Origin of the sequence: Hymenobacter sp. AT01-02 (assembly GCF_000961955.2) — a bacterium.
GTDB classification, from domain to species: domain Bacteria; phylum Bacteroidota; class Bacteroidia; order Cytophagales; family Hymenobacteraceae; genus Hymenobacter; species Hymenobacter mucosus.
This window is the reverse complement of record NZ_JZIR02000065.1, coordinates 17,524-37,942: the sequence shown is the minus strand read 5'-3', so window position 1 is coordinate 37,942 and position 20,419 is coordinate 17,524. Positions and strand designations below refer to the sequence as shown.

The 20,419-nt window shown below is 58.1% G+C and carries 21 protein-coding genes and 1 pseudogene; 17 read left to right on the top strand and 5 right to left on the bottom strand.

Features of this window, described 5'->3' with window-relative positions; genetic code table 11:
• Positions 1 to 27 precede the first annotated feature (27 nt).
• Positions 28 to 1,041, bottom strand: a complete 1,014-nt coding sequence (locus VI25_RS17635; RefSeq protein ID WP_045689820.1) for a zinc-dependent alcohol dehydrogenase family protein — start codon at positions 1,039 to 1,041, stop codon at positions 28 to 30.
• A gap of 546 nt (positions 1,042 to 1,587) precedes the next feature.
• Between VI25_RS17635 and VI25_RS17630 the strand changes: the two genes are divergently transcribed.
• Both VI25_RS17630 and VI25_RS17625 read left to right on the top strand, forming a co-directional pair.
• Complete coding sequence (locus tag VI25_RS17630) at positions 1,588 to 2,013, top strand: hypothetical protein (protein WP_045689819.1); 426 nt, start codon at positions 1,588 to 1,590, stop codon at positions 2,011 to 2,013.
• 185 nt (positions 2,014 to 2,198) lie between these two features.
• Positions 2,199 to 3,188, top strand: a complete 990-nt coding sequence (locus tag VI25_RS17625; protein ID WP_052695447.1) for an MBL fold metallo-hydrolase — start codon at positions 2,199 to 2,201, stop codon at positions 3,186 to 3,188.
• A gap of 127 nt (positions 3,189 to 3,315) precedes the next feature.
• Here the strand turns inward: VI25_RS17625 and VI25_RS17620 are convergent, their stop codons facing one another.
• Positions 3,316 to 4,134 (bottom strand): DUF4097 family beta strand repeat-containing protein, encoded by an 819-nt coding sequence (locus VI25_RS17620; RefSeq protein WP_045689818.1) that lies wholly within the window; start codon positions 4,132 to 4,134, stop codon positions 3,316 to 3,318.
• A 113-nt stretch (positions 4,135 to 4,247) separates the two neighbouring features.
• Here VI25_RS17620 and VI25_RS17615 point away from each other — a divergent pair, with 113 nt between their 5' ends.
• The 15 genes from VI25_RS17615 to VI25_RS17550 all read left to right on the top strand — a co-directional run bounded on the left by VI25_RS17615 (position 4,248) and on the right by VI25_RS17550 (position 17,961).
• Positions 4,248 to 4,685: a hypothetical protein gene (locus tag VI25_RS17615; protein WP_045689817.1), complete on the top strand. Its 438-nt coding sequence runs from the start codon at positions 4,248 to 4,250 to the stop codon at positions 4,683 to 4,685.
• Between the two features lie 207 nt (positions 4,686 to 4,892).
• Positions 4,893 to 5,627 (top strand): YebC/PmpR family DNA-binding transcriptional regulator, encoded by a 735-nt coding sequence (locus VI25_RS17610; protein ID WP_045689816.1) that lies wholly within the window; start codon positions 4,893 to 4,895, stop codon positions 5,625 to 5,627.
• Between the two features lie 25 nt (positions 5,628 to 5,652).
• Complete coding sequence (locus VI25_RS17605) at positions 5,653 to 6,069, top strand: hypothetical protein (RefSeq protein ID WP_152981681.1); 417 nt, start codon at positions 5,653 to 5,655, stop codon at positions 6,067 to 6,069.
• Positions 6,070 to 6,179: 110 nt separating this feature from the next.
• Positions 6,180 to 7,271: a 23S rRNA pseudouridine(2604) synthase RluF gene (rluF, locus tag VI25_RS17600; RefSeq protein WP_045689814.1), complete on the top strand. Its 1,092-nt coding sequence runs from the start codon at positions 6,180 to 6,182 to the stop codon at positions 7,269 to 7,271.
• A gap of 345 nt (positions 7,272 to 7,616) precedes the next feature.
• Complete coding sequence (gene yiaA, locus VI25_RS17595; protein WP_173664801.1) at positions 7,617 to 8,033, top strand: inner membrane protein YiaA; 417 nt, start codon at positions 7,617 to 7,619, stop codon at positions 8,031 to 8,033.
• A 46-nt stretch (positions 8,034 to 8,079) separates the two neighbouring features.
• Positions 8,080 to 8,259 carry a maltose acetyltransferase domain-containing protein gene (locus VI25_RS24820; protein WP_045689813.1) on the top strand — a complete coding sequence of 60 codons (180 nt, stop codon included), beginning with the start codon at positions 8,080 to 8,082 and terminating at the stop codon, positions 8,257 to 8,259.
• Positions 8,260 to 8,291: 32 nt separating this feature from the next.
• Entirely contained in the window at positions 8,292 to 8,624 is a 333-nt protein-coding gene (locus VI25_RS27130) for a sugar O-acetyltransferase (protein ID WP_316934357.1), read from the top strand.
• Between the two features lie 3 nt (positions 8,625 to 8,627).
• Positions 8,628 to 9,329, top strand: coding sequence for a hypothetical protein (locus VI25_RS17585; protein ID WP_052695446.1), 702 nt, complete (start codon positions 8,628 to 8,630; stop codon positions 9,327 to 9,329).
• A gap of 155 nt (positions 9,330 to 9,484) precedes the next feature.
• On the top strand, positions 9,485 to 10,492 hold the full coding sequence (gene bioB / locus VI25_RS17580) for a biotin synthase BioB (RefSeq protein ID WP_045689812.1): 1,008 nt from the start codon (positions 9,485 to 9,487) through the stop codon (positions 10,490 to 10,492).
• Between the two features lie 158 nt (positions 10,493 to 10,650).
• Complete coding sequence (locus VI25_RS17575; RefSeq protein WP_045689811.1) at positions 10,651 to 11,802, top strand: aminotransferase class I/II-fold pyridoxal phosphate-dependent enzyme; 1,152 nt, start codon at positions 10,651 to 10,653, stop codon at positions 11,800 to 11,802.
• Positions 11,803 to 11,975: 173 nt separating this feature from the next.
• Positions 11,976 to 12,596 (top strand): dethiobiotin synthase, encoded by a 621-nt coding sequence (bioD, locus tag VI25_RS17570; protein WP_045689824.1) that lies wholly within the window; start codon positions 11,976 to 11,978, stop codon positions 12,594 to 12,596.
• Positions 12,597 to 12,830: 234 nt separating this feature from the next.
• A complete protein-coding gene (bioA, locus tag VI25_RS17565; RefSeq protein ID WP_045689810.1) occupies positions 12,831 to 14,168 on the top strand; it encodes an adenosylmethionine--8-amino-7-oxononanoate transaminase in 1,338 nt (445 codons plus the stop codon).
• Positions 14,161 to 15,363 carry a beta-ketoacyl synthase N-terminal-like domain-containing protein gene (locus VI25_RS17560; RefSeq protein ID WP_045689809.1) on the top strand — a complete coding sequence of 401 codons (1,203 nt, stop codon included), beginning with the start codon at positions 14,161 to 14,163 and terminating at the stop codon, positions 15,361 to 15,363. The genes bioA and VI25_RS17560 overlap by 8 nt, the downstream gene beginning before the upstream one ends.
• A gap of 227 nt (positions 15,364 to 15,590) precedes the next feature.
• The gene (locus tag VI25_RS17555; protein ID WP_045689808.1) at positions 15,591 to 16,949 is read left to right on the top strand and encodes a M20/M25/M40 family metallo-hydrolase; all 1,359 of its coding nucleotides are present in this window, start codon (positions 15,591 to 15,593) and stop codon (positions 16,947 to 16,949) included.
• A gap of 250 nt (positions 16,950 to 17,199) precedes the next feature.
• Positions 17,200 to 17,961, top strand: a complete 762-nt coding sequence (locus VI25_RS17550; protein WP_072144849.1) for a slipin family protein — start codon at positions 17,200 to 17,202, stop codon at positions 17,959 to 17,961.
• Positions 17,962 to 18,054: 93 nt separating this feature from the next.
• Here VI25_RS17550 and VI25_RS17545 read toward each other — a convergent pair.
• The 3 genes and pseudogenes from VI25_RS17545 to VI25_RS17535 all read right to left on the bottom strand — a co-directional run bounded on the left by VI25_RS17545 (position 18,055) and on the right by VI25_RS17535 (position 20,353).
• Positions 18,055 to 18,608: pseudogene (locus VI25_RS17545) on the bottom strand (GNAT family N-acetyltransferase).
• Positions 18,574 to 19,098: a GNAT family N-acetyltransferase gene (locus VI25_RS17540; RefSeq protein WP_045689806.1), complete on the bottom strand. Its 525-nt coding sequence runs from the start codon at positions 19,096 to 19,098 to the stop codon at positions 18,574 to 18,576. Before VI25_RS17540 ends, VI25_RS17545 begins: the two are co-directional and overlap by 35 nt.
• Positions 19,082 to 20,353, bottom strand: a complete 1,272-nt coding sequence (locus tag VI25_RS17535; RefSeq protein ID WP_055562700.1) for a glycoside hydrolase family 2 TIM barrel-domain containing protein — start codon at positions 20,351 to 20,353, stop codon at positions 19,082 to 19,084. Before VI25_RS17535 ends, VI25_RS17540 begins: the two co-directional genes overlap by 17 nt.
• Positions 20,354 to 20,419: the final 66 nt, after the last annotated feature.

Below are 20,419 nucleotides of genomic sequence, written 5' to 3'. Positions count from 1 at the left end.
TTTTGTGGTATTAGCTCGCGTAGCGGGCTATCCTACTTGCACGACAATCTTACCGAAGTGCGAACCGCTGCCCATGAAGGCCAGGGCTTCCTTTGCTTGGTCGAAGCCGAATGTTTTGCTGATGATGGGCTTCAGGTTGTTGCGGTCAAAGGCCGTGAACAGGTCAGATAGCATTTGGGTGCTTCCCACGTAAATGCCTTGCAACCGCTGGGTGTTAATTGGCAGCATGCCTAGGTTGGGGGCCTCGTCGTTGGGGCCACCTACTGCCCCAATCTGGAAGATGGTGCCGCCGGGCTGTAAGGCTTTAATGGAGCGCGCCAATTGACCGGCCACCTCCACTACGTAGGTTGCCCCGCGCCCCTGAGTTAGGGTACGAACTTCCTCTTCCCAATTGGGAGTAGTTTTGTAGTTGATGAGCTGATCGGCTCCCAAGGCCTGAGCCTGGGCTAACTTTTCATCAGAGCTCGACGTGATGATGGTTTGCGCGCCCATCAGTTTGGCTAGCTGCAAGCCAAAGATGGAAACGCCGCCAGTGCCTTGCAGCAGCACCGTATCGGTGGGGCGCAGTTGGGCCGCCACTATCAAGGAATGCCAGGCCGTAACGCCCGCACATGGGAAAGCGGCAGCTTCTTCAAAGGAAAAAGAGTCGGGCACTTTTACCACGGCGGCTTCCGGGAAGCTCACGTATTCTGCCAGTACCCCATCGGTGCTGCCACCCAAGGAGCGAGCCGTCTTATCAGTCGAGAAAGCCCCATCGTGCCAGTCGGGAAAGAAGTTGACGGCTACCCTGTCGCCGGGCTGAAACTTGGTAACGCTAGTGCCCACTTCCGTCACCACTCCGGCGGCGTCGCTGAAGGGAATAAAGGGCAGTTTCTCGCCCGGATAGCCAAACCAGCCGTTGGCAAGAGCCCAGTCGCGGAAGTTGAGAGAAACAGCCTTCACCTGAATTTTTACCTCGTGGTCGTACACGATGGGCTCATCGTAGTCACCGAGTTTGAAGTTTTCCAGGCTTTTGGGGGCGTGCAGCTTATATGCTTTCATAATGCAGTACAAAAAGTGCGTAAGGCCCCAACAACCTACACCCACATCCGATTGTTCTGACGCCCCTCCCTTGCCGCAATTGCCTTCATGGGTTCTAGGCCCTCAGAAAGCGAAGTATTTTCGACCTGCACTACTGAAAGCAAGGACCACCCTCCTACCCAAGCACTAGGTTCGCAAGTTACTGATGGTGTGCTCACTATCTAACTTACAAAAGCTACTCACAGGAGGATGGCTTACGGGAGGTTATTATCCTACGCCCCCCTACCCATAATAGAAGTAACCAGAATATTCCGGCACTTATATAAGCATACTAGCCAGCCGTGTCCATCAGCAGAGTTAGCATTATAAATCTGACAATCAATTGTTTACAATGCATATCAACTCAACTATAAACACATAAGTAAGCTCAACCAGTATAAAATTAACAAGATTTTTTTATCAGAATTTGGGTTACTTCTTTCCAATTCCAGGTATACAGGGTGAATCTGACCACAACCTAAGGCAGAAACATACTTATTCTTACTCACCCACTCATCAACCTACACCATGAAAAAGGTTCTGTTTTTAGCTCTGGCTGCGGCCTCTTTATCTTTCACATCTTGCGGCGGCGGTAGCGGCAGCGAAGGCAGCGGTAGCGAAGGCACCAGCACTAGCGGCTCTGGCACCGGCTCGATGGAAGGTACCAGCGATGGTAGCATGAACGACGGCAGCATGAGCAGCGACACGAGCATGAGCGGCAGCGGTGCTGGCAGCATGAACGGTGCTGGCACTACTTCCGGCTCGGACGCTACTGGCACCACGGCTGGCACTACCACTACTGGCTCTACTACTACCGGCACTACCGATGGCAGCACGACTACCGGCAGCACGGCTGGCGGCACGAACACTACTGGCGGTACCACGGCTGGCGGCACTACCGCTGGTGGCACCACGGCTGGTGGTACCACTGCTGGCAGCACTACGGCTCAGTAATCGAGCCCATTATTGCTTGCTTATACAAAAAGCCCCTCCGCATGGAGGGGCTTTTTACGTGTAGGCCCACCGTCGTTGGCTCCTGGAATCCTCGTTTCTTCCATGAACTTCCGCGCTACGGTTGACCAAGTTCTAGTTGCGTGCGTATGCCGGGTAATAGTATGTACTCCCAATTACTAAACCGGATGAAAAAAGTAGCCTTTGGCGTCACGCAGCTGCAGATTCAACGCTTCGTAAACGTATATTTTGTAGAAACTGGAACGGCCGGCGGATGGGTGCTGGTAGATACTGGCCTCCCCGGCTCGGAGAAGGATATCATTGCCGCTGCCGACGAGATATTCTACCCTGGCACCCACCCCGAAGCCATTATTCTCACGCACGGCCACATGGACCACGCGGGCTCGGCACAGGCCCTGGCCGAGCACTGGAAAGTGCCAATTCTGGCTCACCCGCTGGAGTTACCCTTCCTGACGGCCAAAGCCGTGTACCCCCCCGCCGACCCAACGGTAGAAAACGGCGGCTCGCTGGCCTTTGTGGCCCGCTTCTTCCCGCCCCAGTCGTTTCAGCTGAGCGACTACGTCCAGGCCCTGCCCACGGCTGACACTGAAGTTCCGTTCCTACCCGACTGGCGCTGGCTGCACGTACCGGGCCACGCGCCAGGTCAGGTGGCTTTGTTCCGCGAGCAAGACCGTACCCTACTCGGAGCCGATGCTTTTGCCACGTCCAACCACGAATCGGTACCTTCCCTGCTGTTGCAACTCCCCAAAATCAGCGTAGCGGGGGCTCCGTTCAACTATAACTGGCAGCAAGTGAGCGAGTCGGTGCAACAGTTGGCAGCCCTGCGCCCGGAGGCCATTGGCTGCGGACACGGCCCGGTTATTACAGGTGCCGAAGCCGCTACCGGCCTGCAAGAACTTGCGGACAACTTCCCTATGCCGTCCAAAGGACGCTACGTACAAGACCCCGCTCGCACCGACGAAAACGGTGTGGCGTACCTGCCCACCGCCGCTCCCGATCCGCTCCGGACCAAGCTCACCATTGCGGCCGTGAGCTTTGGCGCTTTAGTAGGAGTAGCACTGCTCATCAAAAAGCAGAAAGCCCACAAGCAAAACGACTACCCCAAGAAGCACCCCGATGAGCCCCGTAATCCTCGCACGGGAAAGTCGCCGGAATAAGCACCACGCTACCGCTCAAGGATAGCCGAACGACGCAGGCCCTACCAGTACCAACCGACCAAGAGCAATTTACGGCGGTGGTATTGGTAGGGGCTGCGTTGCTCGGTTTTAGCTGCTACTGGAAATGCTATTGCCCAGACCCTTCTTGCGTGACACTAATACCGCCCGATACGGTGGCCACCCGCAACTGCGGGCCGCCCGCGCCCAGGGTGGCCGTAAGATTGTGGGCCAGCAAGCTCTTGCGCGCTCCGGCGGCCAAAGCCGCCGTGACGCGGCCGTGCACGGTGCGCGCCATGATGGTAGCAGCGTAGGTGGCCGGAATCTGCCAAGTAATTCCTCCATTCACGGTACTCACATCGAGGCCGCCGCGCGTCCAGGTGGTGCCGGTAAGGCCCAGGGTAATGCCGCCGTTGGTAGTTTTGCCGCGCACATCGCCCGCTAGGCCCTGCAGCGTGATGCTGCCGTTGGTGGTTTCAAACCGGATGGCCCCCTCCACGTTCTCAATGCGGATGTGTCCGTTTGTGGCTTTCAGCGTGAGGCTGGTTTGGGCAGGTACCAGCACTTCGTAGCCTACTTCCCAGTTATCTAGCGAATTATTGGCCCGCGCAGCTCGAATGGTGTTGCCTGTCGTGCTGATTTTCACGGCATTGGCAAGCGCTCGGGCTGCTTCCATGGTGGCCGCGCGCCCTTCAACTCGGGCACGAACCCGCACGGTTGCCCCTTCCCACCCCCGCACCGTGATGCTACCATTGGCTACGGCGTCTATTGTGAGCGGTGTGCCGGCCGGGGGAGCAGTTAGCTGCATCTCCCGCAGTTCGCACTGCTGCTGTTGTAGGGCGTGGTTGGGCTTGCGGCTTTCGCAGCTCAGCGTGAAGGCTGGAGCGCTAGATTGGGCTAGCGCCGGGGCGGCGGCAGCCAGTGACAAAGCAAGTAGGAGTTTTTTCATGCAGGAAAAGGGCAGAAATACGGGCGCAAGCGCACCAGATAGACAAAGCCGGCACACGCACCAAGCAAGGAAGTAAAAGTGCAGCAAAACTTCGTGGGAGCTTACCTTGCAGCATGGTATTTCGCATTCTCGTTTTCGGCTTGCTGCTGAGCGTGCCTCCGGCGGCAATGGCACAGCGCAAAAGCACCGCTGTGCCCAAGCTGGCACCTTCTTTCTTCACAACCTACTCCTACCTTTCCTACACCATCCTGGACAAGGGCACTAGTCCTACCCCCATGCCGGCCCGGGGTGTGGGTGGCACTCTGGCCCTGCGCCCCGATGGCTCTTACCAGAAACGACTGACGCTAGCCGGCAATGGCACCACGCTCCGCTTCGACCAGGATGGGCGCTACACCTTTGCCGGCGACAAAATATCGTTTTCGTACGCTGACAAAAACGGCCAGCCCCGCACCGATCAAGGCACTTTCCGGCTGCGCAACGGGGTACTCACCATCGAAATACAGGGCTATCCAGCCGGCAACCAAAGCACCTACACCCTCCGCCAACAGTAGCGCCGGCAGCGGTAGCCGGCTTGGGCACGGCTCAGGTAGGTATTTCCTAAGCTGGGAAGTAGGCAGCTTGCTGGGCGCGTGGTTTGGCTCTGGCAGGAGGCGTTTGCGTTGCGCCCGGCCGGGCTTTCTGCTAACTTGCGGCCCTTTCGGCCCCACCCGCGCCGATACTGAACCTCACTAACTCACCATTTCACAAACTTACTATAGATGGGACGCGCGTTTGAATTCCGCAAAGGCCGCAAAATGAAGCGCTGGGACCGGATGTCCAAGGACTTTACCCGCATCGGGAAGGAAATTGTGATGGCCGTGAAAGAATCCGGCCCTAACCCCGATACCAACTCTCGCCTGCGTACCGCCATCCAGAACGCCAAGGGTGTAAACATGCCGAAAGACCGCGTAGATGCGGCCATTAAGCGCGCTAGCTCCCGCGAGGAAAAAGACTACCAGGAAGTAGTGTATGAGGGCTACGCCCCCCACGGTGTGGCCATTGTAGTAGAAACGGCTACTGACAATCCTACCCGCACCGTGGCCAACGTGCGCATGTACTTCAACCGTGGCAATGGCGCCCTGGGTACGGCGGGCTCTTCCGATTTCACGTTCACCCGCAAAGGCGTATTTAAGCTGGCTGCCGAAGGCCTCGACCTGGAGGAACTGGAGCTAGAACTAATTGATGCTGGCGCCGAAGATGTGTACGCCGACCAGGACGAGGACGAGCACGGCAACGTGAAGGATCTGATTGTAGTAGAAACAGCCTTTGCCGACTTCGGCCAGATGCAGAAGGCGCTGGACGAGAAAGGCCTGGCCGTGTTGTCGTCGCAGTTGCAGCGCGTCCCCAATGCTACTGTGCATTTGGAAGGCGACCAGCTGGAAGAAGTGATGAACCTCATTGAGAAGTTTGAGGACGACGACGACGTACAAGCGGTGTATCACACGCTTGGCTAACACGTGCTAGCGCACCGCGCCGTACGTGCTCTTTTCTTGTAAGCCCGCGGGCCGCTCCGGTTGGGGCGGCTCGCTGTGCTTTTACCCTGCTGCCACCATGCCCATTCCGTACAAAACGCTTTTCCTGCTGGAAGCTGCTACCGACCTAGTTTTCGAAATCAAACGCCTGGATGTGCAAAGCACCAACCCGGGTGAAGTTTACTTCTGGTTTCGCTTCGATAAAGCTACGCAACAGCTTCAGCCCCTAACCTTCGTAGCCATGGATTCGCGCAGCGACGAGCAGTACCGCACCTTCGTCCAAGGCGCCTTGCAGTTTGGCCCCAGTGCTGGCACTTACACCCCTCAACTCTTGGGTACCCCTATTCATCTGCACCTTATAGTGCCAGCCATCCTGCCCCCCGCGGCCGAAACGGCACTGTTTGGATACTTCCTCGCCGCTTAATTGGGCTAGTGATTCCACTGGCAGTGGGCAAGCCGTATCTTTGCGGCCCATTAGCCAGTACTAGACTAGTACAGTGCCTTCGACTTTCTGCTTTTAACCTCTTCTACTTCATGGCTACCCGACTCAATAAATACATCAGTGAAAGTGGCGTGTGCTCCCGCCGGGAAGCTGACCGCTACATCGAGCAGGGCAGCGTGTTTGTGAATGGCAAGCGCGCTACCGTGGGCACCCAGGTAACGGGCAAGGACCGCGTGGTGGTGAATGGCAGCGTAATTGAGCCTCGCGGCGAAGAGGAGGTAGTGTACATTGCCTACAACAAGCCCCCAGGCATCACCACCACCACCACGGTAGGCGTGCGCGACAACATTATTCGGGCTATCAAGCACAGCGTGCGCCTCGTGCCGGTTGGCCAGCTCGATAAGGAGTCGCAGGGTTTGGTGCTGCTCACCAACAACGGCGAGCTGGTAAATAAGATCTTGCGCAGCAGCCACGTGCACGAAAACGAGTACGTGGTAATGCTCAATAAGCCTATCACCGAGCAATTTCTGGAAGCTATTGCCACTGGTGCAGGCCAGCCCGGAGCCGAAGCTCAGCAAATCAAAATAACCAAGGACACGCCCTACATCTTCCGCATTTCCCTTCTTCACGATACCATCCGCCAGATTCGGCGCTGGTGCGAGCAGCTCGGCTACGAGGTGGTGCAGATGGAGCGTATTCGGGTGATGAACGTGAGCGTGAAAGCCCTGGGGGTGGGCGAGTGGCGTGACCTCCGCCCCGGCGAGCTGAAAGTATTGCAAGAAACGCTGGACCAAGCTGGCCCGGCTCCATCAGGCGCAGCCCGCCGCAAACGAACCAGCACGGCGGCCTTCTGGGGTGAGCGGCCTGCTCGGGGTGCATCTGCCAAAACTGGCCCGGCCCCTACCGGCGCCGACGCGCCCAAGCCCAGCCCCCGCTCCAAGCCTACCAACGAATGGCTGGAAATGCCCACCGAGCAGAAACCCAAACGGACTGCTCGCCCAGGCGGCGGACGCCCCGCGGGGTCGGCCGCAGCTCGACCGGAGGGCAAAAGCACTGGCCGCCCCACCCATACCGCTGGCACACGCAGCGCGGGCGGGCCAGCCAAAGGGCCAGCCGCCCCACCCAAAGGAAAACCCAGCAACCGAGGCACTCGCGGTGCCAGCCGACCAGGCAAACGCTCTTAGCCGTATACGGGCCGCCTCTACCGAGGCGGCCCGTTGCTTTTAGGCCCTGCCAATAAGAATCCTACCTTTCTAAAAAGTCTGAACCTACTAACAAACGGGCTATTATTTGCCGGCACCGTTTGAGGATCACTCAACCAAAAAAGGCCTTCTGCACATGGTAAAGGGCAATACTGCTACCTGAGGATGACAGTACAAGCAGTCTCCTGGGTGAGTCAGCGACGATGTATGAAAAGTCTGATAATAGCAAAAACTTGGATACAGAGTAGGCTAGATAGCCTGCTATGTTTGAGATGTTGGTAGCGGGCTGCTACTGCACAATGTATCACTCACTTTTTGCCTAGACTTATGCTGTCCACCAAACCATCTAACGCGTTTATAGCTGCCTCTTGGGTAGCCTTATTGGCCGGCTTGGCTGCCTTCATTATTGGCCTGTGGAATGCCCATATGCAACTCAATGAAAAAGGCTACTACTTCGCCGTGCTCATGTACGGTCTGTTTGCGGCCATTTCCTTGCAGAAATCAGTGCGCGACCAACTAGAGGGCATTCCGGTAACCAGTATTTACTACGGTCTTAGCTGGTTTTCTACCCTCTTGGCCATTGCCCTGCTGGTAGTGGGACTGTGGAACGCAACCCTCCTGCTTAGCGAGAAAGGTTTTTATGCTATGGCCTTTGCACTGAGTTTATTCGCTGCCATTGCCGTGCAGAAAAATACACGCGACGCCCACGGCCGCACCCCAGAATCGGCCGCTGAACCCAGCTGAATATATTAAGTTAGCGGCGCCGGTCTCTAGTGACCTGGAATGAAGAATGACACAAACTGCGAAAGAAAAGATGTTGGCGGGCGAGCTGTACTTGGCCAACGACCCCGAACTAGTAGCCGAGCGTATTGAGGCCAAAGCCCGCTGCCACCGTTACAATCAGGAGCCCGTACACCTCAACCGGGAGATACTGGCCGAGCTGCTCGGCTACGAAACCGACGCCACTTAGAAACCCCGCTCCGCTGCGACTACGGCTATAATGTGCGGCTCGGGCGCAACGTCTTTGCCAATTATAACCTGACTATTCTGGACTGCGCCCCCGTCACCATCGGCGACAACGTGTTCATTGCCCCCAATGTGCTGCTGACCACGGCGGGGCATCCGGTAGAGGTCGGGCCCCGGGTAGAAGGCTGGGAATTTGCCAAGCCCATCACCATTGGCGACAACGTGTGGTTGGGTGCGGGGGTACTAGTGATGCCCGGCGTAACCATTGGGGCCGGTACTACCATTGGGGCCGGTAGCGTAGTCACCCGCGATATTCCGGCTGGCGTGGTGGCCGTGGGCAACCCATGTCGGGTACTGCGCAGCATTTAGGTAATGCATGCAGCCCTTGAGCAAGTCTATCGGCGCTTTGCTCGCTACCGCCTGCGTCAGCCCCTGGAAGCCTGTCCTTGCTGCATTACCCCAGCCGAAAACGCCCTTCTGTGGACAGTGCCACTCCGGCAGCTTTCCGAAGAGCAGTTGCGACGCTACGCCTTCAAAGCTATGACCACCTGGGGTAGCGCCGAGGATTTTCGCTACTTCTTGCCGCGCCTACTACACTTAGCAAGCCAGCCCGCATCGAAGATTGACAAGGAGGTTTTCTTCGGTAAAATCGGGCTGGCGGGCTGGGCAACGTGGCCGCCCCCCAACCAAGAAGCAGTGCGGACTTTTCTGCTAGCCTGGTGGCAGCACCACATTCGGAAGGAAGACTTTTTTGAGCAGGAGCTATTAAGCGGCTTGGTGGCGTTGGTGGGCAATCTTGCACCCTTGCTAGCAGCCTGGCAGATTTCTTTTGCTGATCGTAGCTTTTCAAACTTGGTTAGCCTGCTGGAATATTTTGATGATTTTGTGCCTGCCTTACGCCGCAGCCTCCCGCAGGCAGACCTGGTTGCGGCGAGTAGTAAGCAGCTGAACCAGTGGCTTGTGGCGCAGCTCCCCATTTTGGAGCAAGGCTTTTTCCAATATATTTCTACCGATTCTGACTTTGCTGCGCGCATCAGTAGAGCCCACACCGTAGCTAGTCTTCTGCCAGCATAAGCATGAGAGAGGGTCTCATAATGCCAAGGCGTTTCATCTGCCAGAATCTAGTTCTCGTGTATCTTGCGGCCTGCGGCGTAGCTGTAGCTACCGGCAGGCTGCCCTTTTTGGCCACCTCTTCTACCTAAAACCAGAAACTACTTCCTCCCCACCCCATGATCCGTACCGACTGGACTCTCGACGAAGTAAAAGCTATTTATAACCAGCCCGTATTGGAACTGGTAACGCAGGCGGCCGCCATTCACGCCGAAACCCAGGCCACCGGCGAAGTACAGGTATGTACGCTGCTGAGCGTGAAAACCGGGGGCTGCCCCGAAGACTGTGCCTACTGCCCTCAGGCTGCCCGCTACCACACCGGCGTGCAAGCCCACAAGCTGCTGCCCGACGCCGAAGTACTGGCCGCAGCCCAGCGCGCCAAAGATGGCGGCAGTACCCGCTTTTGCATGGGCGCCGCCTGGCGTGAAGTGCGCGACAACCGCGACTTCGACCGGGTGCTGAATATGGTAACCGAGGTAAACAACATTGGCCTGGAAGTATGCTGCACCCTGGGCATGCTGAACGAGTACCAGGCCGAGCGCCTGAAAGAGGCCGGCCTCTACGCCTACAACCACAATCTGGATACTAGCGCCGAGCACTACTCTGAAATTATTACAACCCGCACCTACGACGACCGCCTCAACACCTTGGAGCACGTGCGCAAGGCCGGTATTTCGGTTTGCTCGGGTGGCATCATTGGCCTGGGTGAAACTGATGAGGACCGCATTGCCATGCTGCACACGCTGGCTACCCTACCCGCCCACCCCGAGTCGGTGCCGGTAAATGCGCTGGTGCCGGTGGAGGGCACGCCCCTGGCCGCTCAGCCCCGCGTGAGTGTTTGGGAAATGCTGCGCATGATTGCCACGGCCCGTATTCTGATGCCGCGCACCATGGTACGCCTTTCGGCTGGCCGCCAAGAGATGCCCGTAACGGAGCAGGCTCTCTGCTTCCTGGCGGGGGCCAACTCTATCTTCTCCGGCGAGAAGCTGCTGACTACTCCCAACCCCGATTTCGACGCCGATAAGCAGATGTTCGCGCTACTCGGCCTCAAGCCCCGCAAGTCGTTCAAGGACGTACCCGAAGGCGCTGTAGTGCTCGGCAAAGAAACTGCCCCGGTAGTAGCATAAGTATCGGCTACGCTCGTAAAGCGCCTGTCATCCTGAGCGGCGCGAAGACCTCTATAGAAGGCAACTCTTTTACGGAGGGCTTGCCTGCTGTAGAGGTCTTCGCACTGCCCAGGATGACAGTTCCTTTTTACCCGGCTCCTTTTTCTCCGGTTGATTTTATGCCTACTCCTTCCCCGCTTCACCAGCGCCTAGCAACGCACTTAACCCAGCGAGAAGCCGAGGGCACGCGCCGACGGCTTACGCTGCCCGCAATGGGCCTCGTTGATTTCAGCTCCAACGACTACCTGGGTCTTAGCCGTCACCCGGCAGTGCAACGAGCTGTGCAACAGGCGGTGGAAGCTAGCGCAGGTAGCACCGGCTCACGCTTGCTTACGGGCAACTCCGCTGCCGCTGAGGAGCTAGAAATTCAGCTCGCACGGTTTCATCAGGCGGAAGCGGCACTGCTGTTTAACTCCGGCTACGCGGCCAACATGGGGTTCTTTGCGGCCGTGCCCCGCCGCGGCGACACGATTCTGTACGATGAAGCCTCGCATGCCTCGGTGAAGGATGGTATCCGTAGCAGCTTCGCTACGGCTTGGAGCTTCCGCCACAATGATCTAGCCGACCTAGAACGGAAGCTAGTCCGTGCTACGGGAGCGGTATTCGTGGCCGTGGAGGCCCTGTACTCCATGGATGGCGACATGGCCCCGCTGCCGGAGCTAACCGCGCTGTGCCAGGCGCGGGGGCTGTACTTGGTAGTAGATGAAGCGCACACCAACGGGCTGTACGGGCCGCGGGGCGAAGGCTTGGTAGTAGAATTGGGACTTCAGGAGGAGGTATTTGCCCGCGTGCTGACGTTCGGAAAAGCCCTAGGGAGCCAGGGAGCAGCCATAGTGGGCCCGGCCATCCTGCGCGACTACCTCCTGAACTTCAGCCGACCCTTCATTTATACCACGGCTTTGCCCCCACTCACCATAGCTGGCCTCATAGCAGCCTATCAGGTGCTGCCCACCTTTGCGGCCGAACGGCAGCAGCTATTTGCCCTTTCTGACTACCTCAAGGCTACTCTTAATGCGGTGCCAGGCCTCCGGGTACCGGCAGAGAGTCATATCATCCACCCCGTATTTTTCACCGATTCATTTACGCCTGCGCACGTGCGGCAACTGGCCGGCACTGCCCACCAACATGGGTTTGATGTGCGCCCAATTGTGTCGCCCACAGTGCCCGTGGGCACCGAGCGGCTGCGGCTCATCGTGCACGCCTACAATACCCAGGCGGAAATTGATGGGTTGGCGGAGGTATTGACCCAGGCCGTCGCAGCTAGAACTTAGGAAGCCTACCACGCCCAGCCGGGGTAACTCCGCGCATGGTATAGCTACGGTATGCAAGGCTATACCTGCTGGGTTTGGAAACCCCGGGCCCACTAAGAAACTGCCGCATTGTGACGGTAACGTATAACCCAGGCGCCAGCTGCCTACGCTAGGTGCTACTTGCTAATTTGCCCTTGGAACGACTTTTCATCACCGGCATCGGCACTGATGTCGGCAAAACCGTGGTTTCGGCCATTTTAACCGAAGCCTTACACGCTGATTATTGGAAGCCCGTGCAGGCGGGCCTTGAGCCAGCCACCGATGCAGGCACCGTGCGCCGTTTAGTTAGCAACCCAGTCAGCCACTTCTGGCCCGAGCGGTACCGGCTGCAACTACCGGCCTCGCCCCACGCTGCGGCCGCTGCCGAGGGTATCACGTTGCGGCCCAATGATTTTCACCTACCTTCCACCACCAATCACCTACTGGTGGAAGGGGCGGGTGGTCTGCTAGTACCCCTGGCTTCCGGCTTTCTCATAGCCGACTTGATTCAGCACCTGAACCTGGAAGTGGTAGTAGTGTCGCGTAATTACCTGGGCAGCATCAACCACACCTTACTCACGCTGGAAGCCCTGCACGCCCGCGGCTTACGCGTGCGGGGACTGGTATTCAATGGAGACCCCAATCCGGCCACTGAGGAGTTCATTGCTCAGCACACCGGCGTACCAATAATGCCCCGAATTTCGCCCGAGGCTGAGGTTTCAACTGAAATGGTGAGCCGCTACGCCGCCGAGTTTCGGGAGTGGTTTGGGCAATAAGCTGCCCTACTTATTCTGTTTAGCGCAACTGGCTGTGGCACTTCTTCTACTTAATAATCATGCAGTTGACTGCGCAAGTCTGTTTTTCTTCAACTACTAGAGCAGGCTGTTCTAGTAGCTTTCGTCCTTGCTACTAGCCGGCGGGCTTCCCACATACTTGCTGCTTTCTTTGGAAACCCGCGTCGGGCCTGGCGGTTGTAGCTTTGCGGCGCCGGCCACTCCGGCCCCACCCTTATGCCTACGCTTTCCTCTACCTCCCTTGCCAACCGGGACCACGCTGTGCTGTGGCACCCCTACACCCAGATGCAAACCGCGCCCCTGCCTATTCCCATAGTTCGGGGAGAGGGCAGCTGGCTGATAGCTGAAGACGGCACCCGCTACCTTGATGGCATCTCATCCTGGTGGGTAAACCTGCACGGCCACGCCCACCCCCACATTGCCGAGCGCGTGAGCGAGCAGCTCCGGACGCTGGAGCACGTGCTGTTTGCCGGTTTCACTCACCCTACCGCCGTGGAGCTAGCCGAGCAGCTGCTGGCCTTACTACCCGAAAACCAAGCCCGCGTATTTTATTCCGATAATGGCTCGACGGCCGTGGAGGTAGCCCTAAAAATGGTGCTGCAATACTTCCACAACCTGGGCCAGCCGGAGCGTCGCACCTTTCTCTGCTTCCGCGACTCCTACCACGGCGACACCTTTGGGGCTATGGCGGTAAGTAGCCGCGGGGCCTTCACCCAGCCGTTCTGGCCTCTCTTGTTTGAAGTAGAGTTTATTGATGTGCCGGTACCTGGCCGGGAAGCCGAGGTATTGGCTCAGCTACACACGGCACTAACGCGGCCCAACGTGGCAGGCTTCATCTTTGAGCCACTGGTACTGGGTACCGCCGGCATGGTAATGTACTCACCGGCGGTACTCACCGAAATGATTCGTAGCTGCCACCAGCACGGCGTGCTTTGCATTTCTGATGAAGTAATGACCGGCTTTGGCCGCACTGGGCCGCTGTTTGCCAGCAGCTTGCTCACCGAGCAACCCGACATCATGTGCTTTTCCAAAGGGCTCACGGGCGGCACCCTAGCCATGGGCCTCACTACCTGCGCGGCGCCCATCTACGAGGCTTTCTTGAGCGACGACAAGATGCGGGCCCTGTTTCACGGCCACTCCTACACCGCTAACCCTGTGGCCTGTGCCGCGGCCCTGGCAAGCCTGGAGCTTACCCGAGCGGAACGCTGCACCCAGCAGCGCCAAGCTATTGAGGATGCCCACGCTGCCTTCCGTCGGGAAATCGAAATGCTGCCGGGCATTCGGCAGGTTCGCCACCGCGGTACCATCCTAGCGGTGGAGTACGACCCCGGCGAGGGCACCAGCTACTTTAGCCGCTTACGCGACGCCTTCTACCAGCTAGCCATCGACAGCCATGTGGTGTTGCGCCCCCTGGGCAATGTGGTGTATCTTCTGCCGCCTTACTGCACTACCGCCGAAGAGCTAACCTTGCTCTACGGCGTACTGCGCCAGATGCGCGAACTGGTCCTCGATTTCCTACCCGCCCCCACCCTGCCCGAATACCTGCATGACTGAGCCTATTGCTGAAGAGCTGGTTGTCATTCGGGGATGGGGCCGAATTTCAGCCCTGGGCGTAGCATCCACTCCATCAGCCACCAGCCCACCCCCTTTTACTACTCACGCGGCCAGCTTACCTGTGGCGGCGCTACCAGCTGCGGCCGAGGCAGCTCTGGCCGACCTCCGCCGCACGGTGCCAGCCTACCGTCAGCTCGACCGCACGGTGCTGCTGGGGCTACTGGCGGCCCGCCAAGCCATGGCCGCCGCTGGTTGGCAAGCGAATCTTACGGCACCTACCACTCCCCTAACCGTCAGTATTGGCAGTAGTCGGGGTGCTACAGGACTACTCGAGGAGTTTCACGCGGACTATCTGGCCGAGGGCACAGTACCGGTAGCAGCTTCCCCGCTCACTACCCTAGGCAACGTGGCCAGTTGGGTAGCCTTCGACGCGGGCAGCACCAACGGCGCCGCGCTCAGCCATTCCAGCACTTGCAGCAGTGCCTTTCAGGCCCTAGGCAATGCCATGGCCTGGCTACGAGCGGGCATGGCCACCCGCTTTCTGGCAGGTGGCACCGAGGCACCCCTCACCGATTTCACCCTCGCGCAGATGCGGGCTATTGGCATCTATTCGCCTTACGCGGCAGCAGAGTGGCCCTGCCGACCGGGTGCCGGCAAGCCTTCCACGTTTGTATTGGGCGAAGGAGCAGCCGTGTTTGCTTTGGAAAGAGTTAGTCGCTCTAGCCTACACGCGGAACCGTTGGCTAAGCCCGTTTTTGTGCTTGAAAGCGTTGGGTTTGGCTTCGAGGCCATTGGCAGTAAAACGGGCCTCTCCCCCAATGGGCAGCACTTTCAGCAAGCCATTCGCCAAGCCCTGGCGCAGGCCCAGGTAACGCCCGCCGAGGTAGATGCGGTGGTTCTACATAGCCCCGGCACTCCCGCCGGCGATGCCGCCGAACGGGCCGCCTTACACGCCATTTTCAGCCCCGCACTACCTGTGTTACTGTCTAACAAGTGGCTGGTTGGGCATACGCTGGGCGCGTCGGCAGCCCTCAGTCTCGACTTTGCCCTGCACGTGCTAGCAACCCAGCAGTGGCCCGTCGCACCCTTCACTACCGATTTGGCGGCTCGGACAGAGAAATCTATTCGGCGCATCCTTATCAATGCGGCAGGTTTTGGGGGCAATGCTGCCAGCGCTCTAGTTACTATGCTTTGAGACGAGCCCGCAGCAACGCCGCTTTCAAGATAGGGTAGCGATGCTGCTGCGGGCTTACTCTTTTCACCTCCTACTAGCGTGCTGAGGAACTAGTGGAATTAGCTACTTAGGCGGCTGACCCTCCGGCGGTTCAGGGGTGAGCTTTCCAGGAAAAGATGCGGGGCCGCAACGCCGTGGCTGTATCTTGCGTCTCTTGCCCAATTCTAATCTGACCTTGACTTCCAACCATGCGCCGTTCTACGCTGCTTCTGCTTTCCCTGGGCCTGAGTGCCTCCGCCTTTGCCCAAACCAAGCCCACAACCACCCCCGACCCCATCATCACCAAAATGGTGGAGGATATTTCCGAGAAAAACCTGCGCGACGACATCGACAAGCTCGTTAGCTTCGGCACTCGCCACACGTTGTCGGACACCAAGAGCAAGAAGCGGGGTATTGGCGCGGCGCGCAATTGGGTAGAAGATGAATTCAAGAAGTACAGTAAGGCCAGCGGAGGCCGCCTGAAAGTGGAGCAAGACACCTTCACCATCAAGCCCGACGGACGGCGCATCAACCGCCCCGTGGTGATGGCCAACGTCATGGCTACTCTGCCCGGCACCGACCCCACCGATAAGCGCGTGTTCATCGTGAGCGGCCACATCGACTCACGTGTGACGGACGTGATGAATGCGACGGCCGACGCGCCCGGCGCCAACGATGACGGCTCTGGCACCGTGGCTGTGATGGAACTGGCCCGCGTAATGAGCAAGCAGCAGTTTCCGGCTACCATCATCTTTGTGGCGGTGCAGGGCGAGGAGCAGGGTCTCTACGGCTCTACTCACCTAGCTAAGCGGGCCAAGAAAGAAGGCTGGAACCTAGTGGCCATGCTCAACAACGACATCATGGGTAGCTCTACGGGGCACGACCCAGAAATCAAGGACGACAAGCGCCTGCGCGTATTCAGCGAAGGGGTGCCAGCCACCGAAACGCCGGATGAGGCCCGCGTGCGTCGCACGTTGTCATCGGAAAACGACTCGCCCAGCCGCCAGCTAGCCCGCTACACCCGCGTAGCCTGCCAGCAGTACGTGCCCGGCCACGAGGTAGTGCTAGAATACCGCCCCGACCGTTTTCTGCGCGGCGGCGACCATACGCCATTTAACCAACAGGGCTTTTCGGCGGTGCGCTTCTCCGAAATGAACGAGGACTTCCGCCATCAGCACCAGGACCTGCGCACGGAAAAGGGCGAGGAATACGGCGACTACGCCAAGTTTATGGACTTTCCCTACCTGCGCAAAAACACGGGCGTTAACCTAGCTACTCTGGCGGCCTTGGCCTTGGCCCCCGCCGCCCCCGAGAACGTAGGCGTGCTCACGGCCAACCTTACCAACCGCACCGAGCTGAAGTGGGACGCGCCGAAAGCCGGCGAAAAGCCCGCGGGCTATTACGTGCTCATGCGTGAAACCAGCGCCCCGGAGTGGCAGCAGAAGTTCTTCGTGACCGACACCAAAGCCGACCTGCCTCACAGCAAAGACAACTACATTTTTGGGGTTGTATCCGTAGATGCGGAGGGGCACGAGAGCCTGGCCGTACTTCCGAAGCCCGTGCGCTAAGGGCACGGCAGTTGACAAACTACCTTCCTCCTGGTAAGTAAATGCAGAGAAATCTCCGCGCTACCCTACCATTAGGGAAATACTACCCTCCCGAAATGGTAAGGTAGCGCGCAGAGATTTCTCTGTTCAACTCTCGCACAAAGCCTGTTTCTACGCTAGAAACAGGCTTTTTTTATTCACTGCGTAGCGCTGGCATGGGGCATGTGTTATGGTAAAGCATATTCATCAGTACTACCTCTTTAGTATGACCATGTCTCTGCTTTTCTCGCTTCTGTTCGTTATTGTGTTCCTGTTGATGGGCCTGTGTATTGCTCAGGAGTATGAGCGCGCCATTGTATTTCGGCTGGGGCGCTACGTGGGACGGCGCGGGCCGGGCCTGTACTGGATTATCCCGCTTATTGAGCGCCGCACTACGGTAGACATCCGCACCAAAACCGTGGACCTGGAACAGCAGGAAACCATTACCAAGGACAGCGTAACCATTAAGGTAAACGCCGTGCTGTGGTTTCGAGTCATCAACCCCGAGGACGCCATCATCAAGGTAGCCAACGTCAACCAGGCCGTCTACCAGCTTTCTGTTACGGCACTACGCAACATTATTGGGCAGCACCAGCTCGACGAGGTTCTTAAAGAGCGTCAGCAGATCAACGCTACGTTGCAGCAGCTAGTAGATGCTGCCACTGAAACCTGGGGTGTAAAGATTGAGATGGTGGAAATCAAGGACGTGGAGATACCTGAGTCTATGCAGCGCGCCATGGCCCGCGAGGCCGAGGCCATTCGGGAGAAACGCGCCCGCATCATTAAGGCCGAAGCCGAGCTGGAAGCCAGCATCAAGCTCACCCAAGGCGCCAAACAGATGGAAGAAAGCCCCATTGCCTTAGAGTTGCGCCGCTTGCAAATGCTCTCCGAAATCGGAATTGACAACAATACAACTACCATTGTAATGGTGCCCTCTAAATTTACCCAGGCTGCCAAAAGCCTGACGCAGCTAGCCGGACAAACTGGTAACTAACACCCTACCGTTGGGTAGCCTGACTACGCATCCCTAATTGGATAGACTGCTTGCTGCAATGGTAGGCAGTAAGCGCGGGCTAGGTATGCTGTGTTAGTGAGCAGGATTGCTTTTGGCATACCAGACCCACGCCGCACCAGCGTCCACAAATGCTTTCTGCCGTTGCATCCCCAGCTTATCCAGCACCCGACAGGAGGCACTATTTGCTTGCATCACCGTGGCACGCACCTCGGCTACTTGTAGCACTTGGAAGGCAAACGCCAAGCTGGCCGCGGCCGCCTCCGAGGCATAGCCCTGACCCAATATTGGGGAAGCAACCGGTAGCCAATATCGTAGTAATTGGTGCGCCCATCCACAAAGCTGTCGTTGACCAACTTGAGGCCGCACCAACCCAGAAACTCCTGGTTATCCTGGTGTACTACGGCCCACCGTCCCAGGCCATTGTGCTGGTACTGCCCCCGGATATACTCGACAATGGCGCTGGCTTCTGCCAGCGTACTGATGGGCTTGTTGGGCACGTAGCGCAGCACAGCGGGGTTCGAGTCGAGGGCCAGAATACCGGCGGCATCGGCCGCAGTTATTTCCCGCAGCAGCAAGCGGGCAGTGGTCAGGCTATTCACGGCGCCGTAGGGCGTACACCAACTCATCGTGGTATTCGCCGTTTTTGAAAAAGGTTTGGGCAAAGCGGGCTTCCAACGCAAAGCCTGCTTTTTCTAGCACGCGCTGAGAAGCCCCGTTGGTACCGAAAGGCCGCGCGAAAATGCGGTTGATGTCGAAGGTCTGGAAGGCGTAGTCTACCATGCGCGTAATGGCCTGGGTGATGATACCCCGCCCCCAGAACGGCTCGCCCAGCCAGTAGCCCAGCTCGGCGTTTTTGCGTTCAATAGCTGAGCGCGGATGCACGCCAATGCCGCCAACGGCTTCGCCCTCCACCTCAATAGCGAAGAGATGAGCAACCTCTTCGCCGCTGGCAAGCCCAATGAAGTAGCGGCCAGCTTCCTCCGTGTACGGATGCGGAAACTGGTCGTTCATGAACCGAGCAATGGCCGGATTATTGGCGTAGCGGACCAGGCTAGGCAAATCAGTCAGCGTCCACGGGCGGAGGGTGAAGGGAACGGAATTACTTGGCTTGTACATAGAACGGAATATTTGCCGTGGCTACGTTGTCGTGGCCGTCGTAGGCGTATACAAACAAGCGGTAGGCGCCTTCTTTTTGCGGGGCCGTAAGGGTAGTCTGGGCTTTGGCTCCGGCCGGAATCAGGCCCGTAATAGCCACTGGGCGGCTCTCCCGGTCGCCGCCCGACTTAAGATCGGTGCTTTCTGGCAGCAGTTCCCACCGGTAGGTTAGCTGGTCCTGGTTGGGGTCGGTAACGGCCACAGCGGCGGGGTAGCGCTGGCCGGGCTGCAAGTACACGTTGTCGGTAGCCTGCTTATTATTCAGCGTGAAACTAGCCAAGTGCGGGGCCCGATTCTTCGGCCACGCCCCGCTCCAGAGGTACTGCATCACATCCACCACCTCTGATTCTTTTCCATCTTCGGTGAAGAGCCCGTACCAGGTAGGTGTGCGCTCCTGCTTCTGCCCCCACAAGAATACGTAGGTACCTAAGCACTGCGTTTTGTCCTTGGCTACCGATGCCTCGTAGCGGCTCTGGTACACGGCCGCTTTCTGGCTGCTGGTTTCTTCTACTGAGGCTTTCCAGGGCGTAACCGGGCTTTCCCAGTGGCCGGTGGGCCACTCTGCTACTACATATGGCCCCTTCCAGCCGGTGGTGCGCACCTGCTGCGGAATGGAAGCCAGCCCCGCGTACGTGTTGATGCTCAGGATATCCACGGCCGGGCACTTGGCCTTAATATAGTCTACCTCCTGTTGGTTGAGGCCCGCCAGCACAGTACTGGTGGGGTGGTTAGGGTCTACCTCGTGAATCATTTGGGCAATTTGCTGCACCGCGTCCCACACCTTGGGGTTGGTATACTCCAAGTTCAACTCGTTGCCAATCCCCCAAAACAGCAGGTCTGGGCTGTCTTTAAATCGGAGCACATCGGCACGCAGGCGCTGCAATTGTTCGGCCACTGCCTTTGGGTCGTTGTAGTCGAAGCCATGCCGCTCACGCACCACATCCAGCCCCATCATCACTGTAAGGCCGTTTTTGTGGGCCTCGGCTAGCACCTTCTCGCCGCCCACAGTGGTCCAGGTACGAATGGAATTGCCGCCGCAAGCTTTGATACGCTCGGGGAACTGCCCCCCACCGGCACCTTTGATAAAGTATGGCTTGCCGCCGCGGAGCAACTCGTAGCGGCCATTGGTTTGCTTGACTTCCACTTTAACGGGACCTGTTTGGGCGCAAGCAACGGTACTAAGGGTAAGCAAGGATAGAAGGAGGTGGGCTTTCATGGACAGATGCGGGTAGTGAAGGCCCTATGTTAGTTAAACAGCACGGATATATTGTGCGCCTCCTGC

What these genes read in the sequence shown, in the direction of transcription:
- VI25_RS17615 (WP_045689817.1), top strand. Translation starts at nt 4,248, where the DNA reads ATGGTATTTCGCATTCTCGTTTTCGGCTTGCTGCTGAGCGTGCCTCCG.
- rluF (WP_045689814.1), top strand. Translation starts at nt 6,180, where the DNA reads ATGGCTACCCGACTCAATAAATACATCAGTGAAAGTGGCGTGTGCTCC.
- VI25_RS17575 (WP_045689811.1), top strand. Translation starts at nt 10,651, where the DNA reads ATGCCTACTCCTTCCCCGCTTCACCAGCGCCTAGCAACGCACTTAACC.
- VI25_RS17540 (WP_045689806.1), bottom strand. Translation starts at nt 19,098, where the DNA reads ATGTACAAGCCAAGTAATTCCGTTCCCTTCACCCTCCGCCCGTGGACG.
- VI25_RS17635 (WP_045689820.1), bottom strand. Translation starts at nt 1,041, where the DNA reads ATGAAAGCATATAAGCTGCACGCCCCCAAAAGCCTGGAAAACTTCAAA.
- bioA (WP_045689810.1), top strand. Translation starts at nt 12,831, where the DNA reads ATGCCTACGCTTTCCTCTACCTCCCTTGCCAACCGGGACCACGCTGTG.
- VI25_RS17620 (WP_045689818.1), bottom strand. Translation starts at nt 4,134, where the DNA reads ATGAAAAAACTCCTACTTGCTTTGTCACTGGCTGCCGCCGCCCCGGCG.
- VI25_RS17535 (WP_055562700.1), bottom strand. Translation starts at nt 20,353, where the DNA reads ATGAAAGCCCACCTCCTTCTATCCTTGCTTACCCTTAGTACCGTTGCT.
- yiaA (WP_173664801.1), top strand. Translation starts at nt 7,617, where the DNA reads ATGCTGTCCACCAAACCATCTAACGCGTTTATAGCTGCCTCTTGGGTA.
- VI25_RS17630 (WP_045689819.1), top strand. Translation starts at nt 1,588, where the DNA reads ATGAAAAAGGTTCTGTTTTTAGCTCTGGCTGCGGCCTCTTTATCTTTC.
- VI25_RS24820 (WP_045689813.1), top strand. Translation starts at nt 8,080, where the DNA reads ATGACACAAACTGCGAAAGAAAAGATGTTGGCGGGCGAGCTGTACTTG.
- VI25_RS17555 (WP_045689808.1), top strand. Translation starts at nt 15,591, where the DNA reads ATGCGCCGTTCTACGCTGCTTCTGCTTTCCCTGGGCCTGAGTGCCTCC.
- bioB (WP_045689812.1), top strand. Translation starts at nt 9,485, where the DNA reads ATGATCCGTACCGACTGGACTCTCGACGAAGTAAAAGCTATTTATAAC.
- VI25_RS17550 (WP_072144849.1), top strand. Translation starts at nt 17,200, where the DNA reads ATGTCTCTGCTTTTCTCGCTTCTGTTCGTTATTGTGTTCCTGTTGATG.
- VI25_RS17585 (WP_052695446.1), top strand. Translation starts at nt 8,628, where the DNA reads ATGCATGCAGCCCTTGAGCAAGTCTATCGGCGCTTTGCTCGCTACCGC.
- VI25_RS17560 (WP_045689809.1), top strand. Translation starts at nt 14,161, where the DNA reads ATGACTGAGCCTATTGCTGAAGAGCTGGTTGTCATTCGGGGATGGGGC.
- VI25_RS17610 (WP_045689816.1), top strand. Translation starts at nt 4,893, where the DNA reads ATGGGACGCGCGTTTGAATTCCGCAAAGGCCGCAAAATGAAGCGCTGG.
- VI25_RS17625 (WP_052695447.1), top strand. Translation starts at nt 2,199, where the DNA reads ATGAAAAAAGTAGCCTTTGGCGTCACGCAGCTGCAGATTCAACGCTTC.